Below are 15322 nucleotides of genomic sequence, written 5' to 3'. Positions count from 1 at the left end.
TTACGATATACTAAAACATCAAATAAAAAATAAAGCTGAATAAAAATTATTAAAAACAAAAACCGCCTTTAGCAATGCCAAAGACGGTTTAAGCAATTGTTTTTTTTAGTTTACTGTTTGATAATCTTTGTAATATTTCCATCAACTTTTAAGAAATATACTCCATTCGGATAATTACTTATATCAATGCTATGTTTTGATTGATTGGTTTGATTTGATATTAAACGTTCTCCTATTACATTATACAATTCAATAGTTGTAGAACTATTATTTGTAAACTGAATAGAAACTATTCCGTTGGTTGGGTTTGGATATATAATGGTGTTGGTTTTATTTTGTTCTTCTAGTATAGAGGTAGATATTCCCAACTTTACGAATTTATCTGCTGTGACATCTCCACCAGCATCTGTAAAGTTACCGCCTACGTATAAATTACCAGAATATGAAACAATTTTAGAAACATATGCATTTAAACCGCCTCCAACATCACTCCAATTTGTCCCATCAAATTTAGCTATGTAGTCTGCTGTTGCGATACCTTCAACATCAGTAAAATTTCCGCCTATATAAACATCAGAACCAATAACCTTAATTTCTCTTACCAATTGGTTGATTGCTGTTGGACTTCCCAAAGAAGTCCAATTGGCACCATCAAACTTGGCTGCTTTTAAAGGAAACTCTCCTCCAATATATAAATCTCCATTGCTTGCAATATCCATTGAAAACACTGCACCAACTTGACCAGCCCAACCTCCTACATTATTAAACGAATTTCCATCCCATCTTGTTAAGTAATCAATTGCAGGGTTACCGGCAGCGTTTTCGAAGTTTCCTCCAATGTATAAATCATTTCCATTTACTGCTAAAGCATTCACAGAAGTAAAAGAGCTTGTGCTGATAACTACTGGACTAATCGCACTCCAAGAAACACCATCCCATTTTGCAATAAAATCAGCATTGGGATCTCCACCAGCATTTGTAAATTTTCCTCCAACAATAATGTCTGAACCCATTTGAACAATACTATTTACATATTGATTTAGACCAGTTCCTAAAGGATGCCAAGTTTGAGTGGAGATGTTCCATCTTGCAATTCTATCCATATTAGGATTTCCAGCTCCATCAGTAAAAACCCCACCTACATAAATATCATCACCTACTTTTAAAGCACAGTTTACAACTCCTATTCCTCCAGGAACTCCTTTCCAACTTCCTAGTGCATGCCACTGACCTCCTGAGAATTTTCCGTATGAAAAAACATCAGAACCATTTTGATAGTTTCCATTTGCATAAATGTCTGTTCCATCAAAAACAATGCTACTTACCGATGATGTATAATTTCCTGGTCCTACAGGCTCCCATGTTTGGGCGTTTAATGTTAAGCTACCCGATAAAAATAGTGCAGCTAATGCTAATTTGTAATTTTTAATCATAAGTCATTTTTTTATTGTTTAACAGCACAAAAATATCAAACAGTTAAAAAAAATGAATACGACATATTTCGTATTTTATCTACGAAAAATTACTTAGAACTTTTGTAAAACAAAAACCGCCTTTAGCAATGCCAAAGACGGTTTAAGCAATTGTTTTGTTTTTAGTTTATTGTTTGATAATCTTTGCAATACTTCCATCAGCTTTTAGGAAATATACTCCATTCGGATAATTACTTATATCAATGGTATGTTTTGATTGATTGATTTGCTCTGACATTAAACGCTCTCCTATTACATTATACAGTTCAATGGTTGTAGAATTATTATTTGTAAGCTGAATAGAAACTATTCCATTGGTAGGATTTGGATACACTTGTAATTTTTCCTCAGCTAAATCATTGTTAATTGAAGTTGACCCATCGGTATTACCAGAAACAGTATTTGAATAGATAGAGGTTCCTACACCATTATAGGCTGAAACTCTGTAGTAATAAATTGTCATCGGACTTAATCCCATATCTAAATATGAAGTCTCATCTGCGCCAACAGTTGTAATTACCGACCAGTTGGTGCTATCTATACTTCTTTCAATATTAAACCCTAACTCATTGTTAGAGTTGTCGGACCAATTCAATTGCATTTTATCAAATGTGGTTTTAAGCGTAGTTGGATTCACTGTAAGGTTTGTTGGTGGGTTTGGTGCTGCTGGTGGTGTAACATCATAATATGATGCATCTTCTATTATTCCAGTTGGTGTAGGACCATTCATCAATTCGTCAGCTGTAAAAACAATTGAGTTAGATCCATTTTGCATCCACGTATAGGTTATAGAAGTATCATTAGGCTCTGAAAAATCAAGGAGTTGATAACCTGTACCAAAATCAGCAAATGTTGAGTCATAATTATATGAAATCGACTTAATTCTTATGGTATTAGAAAAAGTTCCCGCGGGAGTTGTTATACTTCCATATGCATCACAGGTAAAATCAGTATGCGTATAACTCGCCACTTTTACCATAAAACCTTGGTTAACTTCAATAGAAAAAGAAGCAAGATTGGATGTGGTGTTTAAATATGTAAAAGGAACAGGGAACAACAATCGTTTATTCTGGTAACTAAATGCATTGATGTCTGCTTCTGATCGATTATCATAAAATCCATCCAAATAAAATCCCGTTGAATTACTAGAATAGTAAACTGCAGTACTATCCATGTAATCGTAATGCACCATTTGTGCAGTTGGAAAATTAGCATTCCAATTGGAGTTGGTAGCTGTTAACGGTTGTAAATTTGACACCTCTGTTTCAACAATTGTAAAATTTGAGTAATCCCATGTTTGACTAGGCCCAGCTGGAGTAATAGCAGCATGTGTTGTAGTATCTTCGTGTTCTACCCAAGTGCTAAAAAGGACAGGAAGATCGCTCTGCGTTATGGTAATTTGTGCATTTCCCAGTGTTGGAAATAATGCAATTGCAATAAATTGAGTAATAATTCTTTTCATAGTATTTTGTTTTAAATTTTAGGCTAAATTCCATGAAATACAATTGTTGTAAAAGCGTAAATTAACTGAAATTAACTACGTAAATTTTCGTAGTTTAAAGCGGAATCCTAATGTAAGCGGTGGTACCCGAAACTTCTGTTTCGTTAAATTCTAATGAACCTTTTACCATTTCTACTCTACTGTTAAGACTGTTTAATCCAATACCTTTTCTTACTTTATTGGAATCAAAACCTACCCCATTGTCTTCATAAGTAAGCTGAAGTATGTTGTTTCGTATTTGTAACAAAATGGATATATTGGTGGCGCGACTGTGCTTAATAGAGTTATTAATTAATTCTTGACATATTCTATAAACATTCACTTCTATTTTTTCAGGCAATCGGTGCTCTAATCCAAAATGATTAAACTCAAACTGAATATCAACATTGGTTAAGTTTCGTTGTAGCAACTCCTCCAAAGCTTTTATTAAACCCAATTCTTTTAAGGTAACAGGCATCATTTGGTAAGAAATTTCACGAACTTCTTTAGTGGTTTTTTCTAAATCTCCACCAATATTTTCCAATTCAACAAATTGTGTTGGGCTATTTTTGGCAGCATTATTCACTGCTAATTTTAGTGCGGTTAAATTTTGCACAATACCATCATGTAAATCTTTAGCAATTCGAGTTCGTTCCTTTTCCTCAGCTTCAAAAATAGCCTCAACTATTTTTTTCTGTGCAGTAATCTCTAACTCTGCTTTCTTCTTTTTGTTATTTAATGCAATTAGTACTAATACAAAAACCGCAATTAATATCACTGCAATTAAAACAAGCAGCAACATCCTTTTTTTCTGTCCTTCTGCTACAGCATTTGCTTTAGCAACTTCTCTTTCTTGCTCTATCTCTTTTACTTTATATTCTGTTTCATATTTTGTTTGAATATTCGCCAATTGCTCCGTTTTTTCTATTGAAAAAATACTATCTGAATAGTTGGTAAATTGTTCATGATATTCTAGTGCTTTTTTATAATCTCCTTTATTTTGATAGGCTAGGTATAGGTTTTCTAAAGCATCTTTTTTAACAGTACTGTTGTTTATTTTATCGGATAAATCTAATGCCAATGAATGTTGCTCAATTGCCTTGTCAAACTGTTTCATTTGATTTAATACAGAACCTATATTATTGTAAACAGTAGCAATTACCGCATCTGAATTCATAATTTTTGCAATTTCTAAACTTTTATTAAAGTAATAAAGAGCCTTATCAAGTTGATTTAGATAGTAATAAATACCTCCCATGTTATTATAGTTCCAATATAACTCCGAAAACTGTTTTATTTCTTCTCTAATAATGGCTGAGTTTGAAAAGTAAACCAAAGCACTATCAAAACTGCCTTCTCCTGCTAAATAGATACCGTAAGTGTTTTGTGCTGCAGCAAATAACGACTTGTCTTTTGAATCTTCAGCTATTTTAATTGCTTTCAACAGAAATTTCTCTGCAGATTTTTTATCTCCAATTTTCTGGTATAAATCGCCTAAGTTGATACAAGTCTTTGCAAATTTTTGTTGATTATGCTCTTTCTCAAAAATGGTTGCAGCTTGTGTTAAATAGTTTAAAGCCAACGTATAATCGCCCATTGCAATATAATTTGAGCTAAGATTATGAAAAGTAGATGCCTTTAATACCTCATCGTTTAATTTTTTAGCCTTTACTAAAGCGTGATTTAAAAAGACAACCGAGCTATCGTATTTACCTAAATTTATGTAAACGATACCAAGATTGGTATAAGCATCAAACAATCCTTTATCATGGTGTTGTTTTTTGGATAATGCTAAGGATTTATAACTCCAATCAATTGATTTTGCTGGCTCAATTTTATTGGTTAAAAACGCTAATTCATTATAGATTTCAATTTTTTCGATGCCCTTTGAGTTTGGCAATAGACTCATTAAACTGTCTATTTTCTGACCATTAACACCAGAAAAAATAAAAATAGATACTATTAGAAAAAAACCTTTTACCACACCTGTTAAATTGAAATCACTTTGTTTTTTATTGCTACACTAATTAGCTTGCCAACCGAATTAACTTCAAATTTTTGCATAATGGCTGTTTTGTGTGTTTCTACAGTTCTAGGACTTAAATGGATTTTATTGGCAATTTCTTTTGGAGATAAGCCATCACACAAAAGTGTAAGCACTTCAACTTCTCTTTCTGTTAAAGGTTCGTTCAATAAAAATTTTTGATCTTCTCTTGTTTTTCCATAACCACTAAGATGCTTTAGTACGTCTTTCGAAAAATAAACTTCTGAGGTATTAAGTATTGCTTCTTTTAGTTCATCTATAGTACAATCTTTACTTAAATAACCTAATGCTCCTTTACTAATACAATCGTCAATAATTGCTTTTTCGTTGTTCATCGAAAGCATATTGCAGCGTATAATTGGAAACTTGTTTCTTAATTCAACAAGTGTTTTTCTGCCATCCCAAATGGGCATTTCAATATCTAAAAAAACTACATCTGGTTGTTCATGCAAACAAGCATCGAACAAATTTTTTCCATTCTGAAAAACTTTTAATTCGTCAACAGTAGAAATTTGACGAATTAATGAAGCTAGCCCTTGTGCTACAATGTTATGGTCGTCAGCAAGATATACTTTTAACATTGTTTTCAATTATTCTTTTGTATTGAATCTTAATCCTCTCTTGCAATATTAAAGCATTTTTTTCAGCAAAAAAATTAAAGCTATAATATATCTCATGCCACCTTCCTTTTTTTAAAAAAATAATGTGTGTGTTTTAAATATTTTTATTGCTTTTCCAATAAATTTTTCAAAATTAAAATTGTCCATTCATTTTAAAAGCATGGACAGTGGTTTTTAGATTAAAAGTAAATGTGGTTGAATTGATAACCTTTTATGAACTTGGTGATATTGCTTTATTTGATTATCAATTAAATAGTGTTAAACAAGATTTTAAAACAAACTAACTGATTAATAGCTATCAAGAGACAACAACACCAAGGTACAAGCAATTTCTGTTACTATTCCTTGTTCTTTCGCCAACTTTTCCAATTCAGGGTTTTCGGTTCCAGGATTAAAAATAATACGTTTTGGTTTGATTTGATTTAAGATGTAATCGTAATATACTGGCTGATTTTGCGGCCCAACATAAAGTGTAACAGTATCAATATCTTTAATTATAGGGTTGTTTATCAAGATTTCATGTCCCTCAATATTTCCAACTCTAAGCCCAACAGGACAAACTTCATGACCATGTTGAGCTAACTTAACGGTAGCCTTGTATGCATATCGTTCTGGATTTGAACTTGCTCCAAGTATTAATGTTTTTTTCATCCGTAGAGACGCACAATTGTGCGTCTTGTTTTATACAGTTATTTAGACGCACAATTGTGCGTCTCTACTGTTAATTTTCAGATTTTATTGAGGCTCCAAAATATTCTCGATTCATACGAGCAATAAACTCTAATGAAATTCCTTTCGGACATTCTACCTCACAAGCTCCAGTATTGGTACAGTTACCAAAACCCTCTTTATCCATTTGCTCTACCATGTTTAACACACGTTCTTTACGTTCAACTTGTCCTTGCGGCAAATATGAATATTGTGAAACTTTAGCCGCCACAAACAACATTGCAGAAGAGTTTTTACAAGTAGCTACACAAGCTCCACAACCAATACAAGTTGCCGCATCCATTGCTTTATCAGCATCTGGTTTTGGAATTGGCAATGCATTCGCATCTTGAGTATTTCCTGAAGTATTTACCGAAATAAATCCACCAGCTTGTTGAATTCTTTCAAACGAACCTCTATCAACAATTAAATCTTTTAATACTGGAAATGCTTTCGATCTAAATGGTTCAATAAAAATGGTATCACCATCTTTAAACATACGCATGTGTAATTGACAAGTGGTAACTGCTCTGTCGGGTCCATGTGCTTCTCCGTTAATGTATAACGAACACATCCCGCAAATACCTTCTCTACAATCGTGGTCGAATGCAACCGGTTCTTTACCCTCGTTAATCAACTGTTCGTTTAACATATCTAACATTTCTAAAAACGAAGAATGTTCTGATACGTCTTTAATTTGGTAAGTTTCTAAACCACCTTTAGCCTTTGCATCTTTTTGACGCCAAACTTTTAATGTTAAGTTCATAGTTTGTTATTTGTTAATGGTTAAAAGTTATTAGTTGATAGTCTCTTAACCGTTAGTTGTATTTTTATTTATTGTCTTTTGCCTTTATTAAATATTTTATATAACCATTTAACAATGCTAAACATTTATTAATTTGTTCTCTACCTGTTGTTAATTCATCATCCGTAATATAATCTTCATCAAATGCAACTATAAATTGGTCTATAAGTTCATATAAAGAACCTCTTGATTGTCTACAATACTGAATGTTTTCTTGATGATGAATCTACCATAACCTTCTGCAATATTGTGTGTTACCGACCTTGATGCTCTTTTCATTTGAGAAATTAACTCGTACTGTTCGTTTTTAGGGAATTTCTTGATAAGTTTAGAATCATATCGTCTCAACTCTGTACAAGTTTTCCAACATTCTAAATCTTCAAAACTCCTTATTTTATTATCCATAAAACAATTAACCAATAACGATTAACTACTTATAACTTCTTTGTTTTAACTCTATATCATTAAATGTTAATTCTTCTTTGTGTAAAACAGCTTCTCTTGGGTCGCCTGTATATTCCCAAGCAGCTACATAAGCAAAGTTTTTATCATCTCTTTTAGCTTCTCCTTCTTGTTCACCGTCCATCTCAACCGATTCTTCTCTAAAGTGACCTCCACAAGATTCGTTTCTGTGTAAAGCATCTTTTGCAAACAATTCTCCCAATTCTAAGAAATCTGCTACTCTTGTTGCTTTTTCCAATTCAGGATTTAATTCATTCATTCCACCTGGCACACGAACATCTTTCCAAAATTCTTCACGAATTTGCTTGATTTCGTCCATGGCTTCTTTCAACCCTTTTTCGTTTCTTGCCATTCCAACTTTATCCCACATTACTTTTCCTAAACGTTTATGGAAATAATCAACTGATTTAGAACCTTTAATGTTAATCAATTTTTCTAAACGATCTTTTACTTCTTTTTCAGCAGCATTAAATTCAGGAGAATCAGTAGGTATTTTTCCTGTTCTAATGTCGTGAGATAAATAATCGCCAATGGTGTAAGGCAATACAAAGTAACCGTCAGCTAACCCCTGCATTAATGCAGAAGCTCCTAATCTGTTTGCACCGTGGTCTGAGAAGTTTGCTTCACCAGCAGCGTAACAACCAGGAATTGTGGTCATTAAATTGTAATCAACCCAAATTCCACCCATGGTATAATGTACCGCAGGGTAAATCATCATTGGTGTTTTGTATGGATTTTGGTCAACAATTTTCTCATACATCTGGAATAAATTGCCGTATTTCTCTTCCACTACTGCCTCGCCTAACTCGATAATTTGTTCTTGTGTAGGATTTTCCATCCCTAATATTTTGGCTTTTTGTGAACCATATCGGTGTATAGCAGATTTAAAATCTAGATAAACAGCTTCTCCCGTTGCATTAACCCCAAAACCAGCATCACATCTTTCTTTTGCTGCACGTGAAGCTACGTCTCTTGGAACTAAATTTCCAAAGGCAGGATATCTTCTTTCTAAATAATAATCTCTTTCTTCTTCACTTAAATCAGTAGGTTTTTTTCTTCCTTCTCTAATCGCCATCACGTCTTCCATCTTTTTAGGCACCCAAATTCTACCATCGTTTCTTAACGATTCTGACATCAAGGTCAATTTAGATTGGTGTTCACCTGAACGAGGCACACAAGTAGGGTGAATTTGCGTATAGCAAGGATTTGCGAAGAATGCACCTTTTTTGTGAATTTTCCATGCAGCACTAACATTAGAGCCCATTGCGTTGGTAGATAAAAAGAACACATTACCGTAACCACCCGAAGCAATAACAACCGCATGTGCAGAATGTTTTTCAATTTCGCCAGTAATCATGTTACGAGCAATAATTCCTCTTGCTTTACCATCAACTACAACTAAATCCATCATTTCATGACGGTTGTACATGGTAATTTTTCCTTTAGCAATTTGACGATTCATTGCAGAATAAGCTCCTAACAACAATTGTTGTCCGGTTTGTCCTTTTGCATAAAATGTTCTTGAAACCAACACTCCACCAAACGAACGATTGTCTAACAAACCACCATAATCTCTTGCAAACGGTACTCCTTGAGCAACACATTGGTCGATAATGTTTGCCGAAACTTCTGCTAAACGATAAACGTTAGCTTCTCTCGAACGGTAATCACCACCTTTTACGGTATCATAAAACAAACGATAGGTTGAATCGCCATCATTCATGTAATTTTTTGCAGCGTTAATACCTCCTTGTGCAGCAATAGAGTGAGCCCTACGAGGTGAATCTTGATAAGCAAATGCTTTTACATTATATCCCATCTCAGCCAATGAAGCCGCAGCAGAACCTCCTGCTAATCCTGTTCCAACAATGATAACATCGATTGAACGTTTGTTTGCTGGATTTACTAACTCAATGTGGTTTTTATAATTGGTCCATTTTTCAGCTATTGGACCTTCAGGTATTTTTGAATCTAATTTTGACATAATTAAAATAGATTAATGCGCGTGATTGATAAAATGATGAAACAATGCAATAAAAATAAATCCTGCTGGAATTACAATGGCGTAAATTGTTCCTAATTTTTTTATTGTTGGTGTATATTTTTTGTGGTTAAATCCAACCGATTGAAATGCCGATTGAAACCCGTGCAACAAGTGCAACGATAGAAACACAAATGCTAACACATAAATTCCTACACGAACTGGACTAACAAATTTGTGAACCAACTCTTCGTGAAAACGTAACTCACCATTTGCATTTAACCCGCTCATGTTGCCTTCAATAAATTTGGTTTTGATTTCTGGAATCCAAAAATCATAAAAATGAAGTGCTAAAAACAACATTACCATTACTCCAGTAACAATCATGTTTCTGCTCATCCATGAAGCATTTTCGCTTGGCTTGCTCATGGCATATTGTATTGGTCGAGCACTTTTGTTTTTAAGCTCTAACGTAATTCCCATAATTAAATGGAAGATTACACCAAACAACAAAACTGGCTGCATTAAATACTGAATTAGCGGGTTAGTTCCCATAAAATAAGATGCTTCGTTAAAAGCGTTCGGGCTAATTACTGAAAGAAAATTGATGATAAAATGTTGGAATAAAAAGAACAACAAGAAAAACCCAGAAAGGGCCATCAAAATTTTTCTTCCCACTGAAGATTTTGAAAATCCTTGACTCATAATGTTAGTTTAAAAGATTAATTTTTTGAAAACACAAATTTATACATTGTTGGCGATGAAGCAACTTAAAAAATGGTTGATTTTTTATTTAGAATGATTCTTAATAAGGGGTTCGGTTAATTGAAATAAAAAATAGTTAACGAACAACTCTTTCAAACTAAATATTATATAATTTCGCTAGAAATAAAATTTACACCAAAACTATGAAACTATCTAAAATAGTGCTACTTATAATAATCAGTTTAATTTCATTTACTTCCTTTGCTCAGTCGTTAACAAGTAAATCAAATGAAGAATTAGAGCAAATGAAAAAAGAAGCTATTAAAACTGACAATTTTGAATTGGCTGGTAAAATAAGCGCTGAACAAAAGTCGAGAGTAAGTATTGATGACTTGATAAAAGAACATAAAGAAAACCTAAAAATTGCAGCCGCAAAAGAAGATTTTACCGAAGCTGAAAGATTACAAAAAGAGATTAACAGGTTAGAGGAGAAAAAAGTAACCATAGCTAGGTTAGAAGAAGAGAAAAAGGCAGCTATTCAAATTGAAGATTTTGAAAAAGTTTTAGCATTAGAAAAACAAATTGCAGATTTAAAAAGTGATAAAAAGACTGAGCAAATAACAACTACTCAACGTTCTGCAAATACAACAACCCCAGCCACCACAACTGCATATACTAATCAATCTCCACCAACCAACAATGCTTCAATTGGGTCGTTAATGTCTTCTGTTCAAAATCCATCAACCAAAAACGATTCAAAGAAAAAATCTAAAGGTGGAGCAATTGTAGCGGCGATATTAATTCCTATAGCTGCGGTATTAGTGTTATTACTTGTTCTCGATGAATTATAATCAAATCGGTTAAGAGACATCGTTTTTTCTAATCTAGAATAACTTAACAGCCAACCCTTTACAAGTGAACCCTTACACTTTAAAAAAAGATGAAAAAAACAGCACTATTCTTATTTTTGGCTCTGTTTGTTTGGAATATTCAAGCACAAAATATTGATGCGAATACCGATAAAATTAAAGCATTAGAAAAACAAAAAGCTATCGCTGTCGAAAAACAAGATTGGGCGCTTGCAAACAAAGTTAAACAGCAAATTGAACAACTTCAAAACCCCAAGGCGAACCCAAATGCTGCGAAAATTGAAGCCTTGGAAAAACAAAAGGCTGTTGCTGTTGAAAAACAAGACTGGGCTTTAGCTAATACATTAAAACAGCAAATTGAACGATTAGAAAATCCTAGTACCAATCAAAACACAGAAAAAATTGAAGCCCTAGAAAAACAAAAAACTATCGCTATCGAAAAACAAGATTGGGCGCTTGCAAATAAGTTAAAACAACAAATCGAGCGACTGGAAAATCCGCCTGCAAATCCTAATGCAGCTAAAATTGCTTTGTTAGAAAAACAAAAAGATGAAGCAAAAGCAAAACAAGACTGGGTTTTAGCTAATAAATTAAAGCAGCAAATTGAGCAACTTGAAAATCCAATGGCAAATCTTAAAAAAGGCAGTAATTTAAGAGAAACGACATTGCTTAACATGGAAAATCAAGACTTTGCTTCTACCAACACTCCATCTCATGCAAATAACACAATTATTAATAATGATTTTGTTAAAGTAAAAAGCTCAACCGATAACTCTTTAGCAAAAGATTTAAAATATAGAAGAAGTTCATTGTATACTTTGATGGTAAACGATCCATCACGACTTCATGCCAACGTTATTTTAGATGCTTTTGGAAACGCTGTTATTCCTCAAAAATTTAACGACCACAACATTGGGCCATATTTAATAAACGGACAAGCAAATTATGATGACCAATCATATATTATCACCAATTATTTATCTACTACAAATGTAGCAAAAGACCTTGTTGCAAAATGGTTTAACAGAGATGGTATGGGAAATTTTAATATGGATTTAATTGCTGCTCGAGGAATGTACGATGCATCTGCAATGGACAAGCTAATAGCAAATTCAGCTTTAAGAGGTGACGCCATGCTTTCTGATGCAGGTGAAGAATTAATAGGAAATACATTTGTAATAATTAATGACTATAAATTCACCAACAAAGAAGAGGTTGCCAAAAAAACTAGTGGTGTTTTAAATGTCTTAGGAAGTGCAAGTTCTTTAATGGGGTACGATGTCAGTACTTACACTACTGTTGCTGCAGCAGGAGTTAGTGTCGCTGGCAAGGGTTATTGGGTAAAAACTACCTCTTACTTGTATCGATTGGTTTGGGATGAAGAAGCTGCTGCCATATTCTACAACAATTATTGGACGGATGAAAACAATTATGATCCAGCCAAAGTTGAAGCTTTTAATAATGCTCAAAACTTTAAATTACGTTTTGTTGGTATGCAATCAGCTGGAGCTGATGTGCAATCTTCTATTTTTACCAACAAAAGTGAAGAAGATCTTATTAGAATGGCAACAATAAAGGCAACAGATAGAGCTATTGCTAAATTGGAAAGACAGTATGAGGAATTTAGGACTAAAATTCCTTTATACTCTGTTAATCCTTTAGCTGCTAAAATTGGAGTTAAAGAAGGTTTAGAGGCTGGTGATAAATTTGAGGTTTTAGAACAAGTACTAGATGTAGAAACTGGTAAAACTTTTTATAAACGAGTTGGTATAATTACAGTTGATGGCTCACAAATTTGGGATAACAGTTTAAGCCCCGAAGAAACCGAAGCATTAAGACAACAAGGCAGACTTACTGAACAACAATACACTGTGTTTAAAGGCTCTGGAGACTACTATCCTGGACAATTGATAAAGCAAATTAATTAATTCAATACACAAAATTAAACCTATCGTTATAAAACAAATAACTTCGTCCATCAATGGTAATGGTTTGATTTTTTTTGACTGAATATAAATCAAATACATCTGATTTGGAGGTGTGAATAGACCCCTTAGTGATTCTCGCTAAGTCTAAATATTCAATATTTACTCTTGTTTTTGCACCACAAATAATTATTCTAACTGGTTTTTTAATTTGGTCTAAAAACTTGTAATCGCGCATACTTTCAAAATTATCGGCAATTAAAATGATTTCATCAGCACTTTCATAAGCCTCTTGTCCAAATAAAATTGCTTCCACATCATTTTCTAAACCTTCACCACCACCAGAACCATTTTTCATACACAACGCCGCTTTTTGCATTACCGCATCCAGCCCTCTGTTTGAACCTCCATAAATTCCTTCTGTTTTTAAAGGCTTCTTTTCTCTTGACGATTTAGCATCACCATCGTTAAAAAACACAAAATATTTTGCCTCATTGTTTTCAGCTTGTTCTTTTAACCAAACAAAAACTTGAGCAATGTATGGCGACATACTCCCTGTTACATCGGTTACCACAATAAAATTTTTCCAAGAATTGTTTCGGTTAAATGCATTGATAACTGTAGAATCTTTAAACAACTCGTGATTGTAAAAAAAATCGGGAGGAGGAATTTGTTCTTCTTCATTTATTTTCCAAACAGTATCATGCACATAGCCAATTACGTTATCCCATCTAGTTTTTATGTCGTAAGTTAATTTGTCAGGTATGGAGTCTTTTTTTGATTTTTCAATCAATTGAGCAACAACTTTATCCAAGTATTCCGCTTCTTGCAACAAAGTATTGTTTGAAGAGTTGGGGCGGAAAGTAATAATAAATCCATGAAACATTGGAGTACAATCAGCTTGAGAATTTCCATTGGTTTGGCTAATCAATTCAAAATCCCACAAGGGGTTTTCGAATAAATGTGGTGCTAATTTTTTAAGTTCAACTAAACGGTTATGGTTGAGTAATTTTTGGTCGAAAGTAGGCGATGTTCGATATTTGGTATACACTAATTCTATTTTAATCACTACCTTTTCTTGAAGTGCTATTTTTTGCTCAGGATTTAAAATTAACTGATTGGCAAAAGGCATGGAAATAGCTATTTGATTTGGTAATAGCTTATTTAAATCAACTTTGTTTTGCTCAATTACTGTGGCATTAACCAACTGTTCCAGTTGATTAGCAAACAAATGGTTGGTAAAAATCAAGAAAACAAAAAAAGGAAACCATTTCATCGCAAAGCTTTTCGTTACTTTTGTAACAACGCGAAAGTAAAAATTATATTGAACTCTTGAAATTTAAGAAACACAATAGAAACCAAAATTTGGAGAAAAATTCATCCTTTAAACGAAGTGATGAACGATCTAAAGACGATGTAAAAGCAAAAAAACATTTAGGTCAGCATTTTTTAACTGACTTAAGCATAGCAAAACAAATTGCCGATGCTTTAACCCTACACAAAAATTACCAACATGTGGTTGAAATTGGACCAGGCATGGGTGTTTTAACTCAGTTCTTAAAAGACAATCCACATTTCACACTCTATCCCATTGATATTGATTTTGATTCCATTACTTATTTAAAAAAACATTTTCAAACACTTGAAAAAAACTTTATTTATGGCGATTTTTTAGCTATGGATTTAGATTTAATAACCAACAACAATCCATTTGCAGTAATTGGAAATTTTCCCTACAACATTTCCACTCAAATACTATTTAAAGTACTCGATTTTAAAGATAAAGTGCCTGAGGTGGTAGGAATGTTTCAAAAAGAAGTTGCCGAAAGAGTAGCGGCGCCTCCGGGAAGCAAGGTATATGGTATTACCAGCGTGCTTTTACAAGCATTTTACAATGTGGAATATTTGTTTACAGTAAACGAAAACGTGTTTAATCCTCCTCCAAAAGTTAAATCGGGAGTTATTCGTTTAACCAGAAATAGCGTTGAGCAATTAAACTGCAACGAATCGTTTTTTAAAACAGTAGTAAAAACAAGTTTTAATCAACGTAGAAAAACATTAAGAAATTCGTTAAGACCTTTTCTAACAGAAGACACCATTGAATTGGAAATTTTTAATTTACGCCCCGAACAACTTTCGGTAGAGCAATTTATTACTATTACTAATCTATTAGAACCAACAAAGAGTTAATATACGCTTAACAAAAGCTCGGTTTTAATTCTTAATTTCGCAAGGTTCGAAATAAACCCCT

12 protein-coding genes and 1 pseudogene are annotated in these 15322 nt (G+C 33.3%); 3 read left to right on the top strand and 10 right to left on the bottom strand.

Translation table 11 applies throughout. The features are described from left to right. Positions 1-110: 110 nt before the first annotated feature. The 9 genes and pseudogenes from H6589_07935 to H6589_07895 all read right to left on the bottom strand — a co-directional run bounded on the left by H6589_07935 (position 111) and on the right by H6589_07895 (position 10277). A complete protein-coding gene (locus tag H6589_07935) occupies positions 111-1433 on the bottom strand; it encodes a T9SS type A sorting domain-containing protein (GenBank protein MCB9174524.1) in 1323 nt (440 codons plus the stop codon). Between the two features lie 166 nt (positions 1434-1599). Beyond that, positions 1600-2934 carry a T9SS type A sorting domain-containing protein gene (locus H6589_07930; GenBank protein ID MCB9174523.1) on the bottom strand — a complete coding sequence of 445 codons (1335 nt, stop codon included), beginning with the start codon at positions 2932-2934 and terminating at the stop codon, positions 1600-1602. Between the two features lie 94 nt (positions 2935-3028). Further along, on the bottom strand, positions 3029-4861 hold the full coding sequence (locus tag H6589_07925) for a sensor histidine kinase (protein ID MCB9174522.1): 1833 nt from the start codon (positions 4859-4861) through the stop codon (positions 3029-3031). Positions 4862-4941: 80 nt separating this feature from the next. Beyond that, positions 4942-5577, bottom strand: a complete 636-nt coding sequence (locus H6589_07920; GenBank protein ID MCB9174521.1) for a response regulator transcription factor — start codon at positions 5575-5577, stop codon at positions 4942-4944. Between the two features lie 327 nt (positions 5578-5904). Beyond that, complete coding sequence (locus H6589_07915; protein MCB9174520.1) at positions 5905-6267, bottom strand: CoA-binding protein; 363 nt, start codon at positions 6265-6267, stop codon at positions 5905-5907. Between the two features lie 70 nt (positions 6268-6337). Then, positions 6338-7090 carry a succinate dehydrogenase/fumarate reductase iron-sulfur subunit gene (locus tag H6589_07910; GenBank protein MCB9174519.1) on the bottom strand — a complete coding sequence of 251 codons (753 nt, stop codon included), beginning with the start codon at positions 7088-7090 and terminating at the stop codon, positions 6338-6340. Between the two features lie 64 nt (positions 7091-7154). After that, a pseudogene (locus tag H6589_07905) lies at positions 7155-7534 on the bottom strand (four helix bundle protein). A gap of 25 nt (positions 7535-7559) precedes the next feature. Next, a complete protein-coding gene (locus H6589_07900; protein ID MCB9174518.1) occupies positions 7560-9575 on the bottom strand; it encodes a fumarate reductase/succinate dehydrogenase flavoprotein subunit in 2016 nt (671 codons plus the stop codon). A gap of 12 nt (positions 9576-9587) precedes the next feature. After that, positions 9588-10277: a succinate dehydrogenase cytochrome b subunit gene (locus tag H6589_07895; GenBank protein MCB9174517.1), complete on the bottom strand. Its 690-nt coding sequence runs from the start codon at positions 10275-10277 to the stop codon at positions 9588-9590. A 203-nt stretch (positions 10278-10480) separates the two neighbouring features. Between H6589_07895 and H6589_07890 the strand changes: the two genes are divergently transcribed. Together H6589_07890 and H6589_07885 are read left to right on the top strand one after the other, a co-directional pair. Then, positions 10481-11128 (top strand): hypothetical protein, encoded by a 648-nt coding sequence (locus H6589_07890; GenBank protein ID MCB9174516.1) that lies wholly within the window; start codon positions 10481-10483, stop codon positions 11126-11128. Positions 11129-11217: 89 nt separating this feature from the next. Then, positions 11218-13074: a hypothetical protein gene (locus tag H6589_07885; protein MCB9174515.1), complete on the top strand. Its 1857-nt coding sequence runs from the start codon at positions 11218-11220 to the stop codon at positions 13072-13074. 1 nt (position 13075) lies between these two features. Here the strand turns inward: H6589_07885 and H6589_07880 are convergent, their stop codons facing one another. Beyond that, positions 13076-14347: a hypothetical protein gene (locus H6589_07880; GenBank protein MCB9174514.1), complete on the bottom strand. Its 1272-nt coding sequence runs from the start codon at positions 14345-14347 to the stop codon at positions 13076-13078. A gap of 89 nt (positions 14348-14436) precedes the next feature. Between H6589_07880 and rsmA the strand changes: the two genes are divergently transcribed. After that, complete coding sequence (rsmA, locus tag H6589_07875) at positions 14437-15261, top strand: 16S rRNA (adenine(1518)-N(6)/adenine(1519)-N(6))-dimethyltransferase RsmA (protein ID MCB9174513.1); 825 nt, start codon at positions 14437-14439, stop codon at positions 15259-15261. Positions 15262-15322: the final 61 nt, after the last annotated feature.

It is taken from the genome of Flavobacteriales bacterium (genome assembly GCA_020635795.1).
Classification (GTDB): Bacteria; Bacteroidota; Bacteroidia; order Flavobacteriales_E; family Vicingaceae; genus Vicingus.
This window is presented reverse-complemented; position numbering and strand designations above follow the sequence as displayed.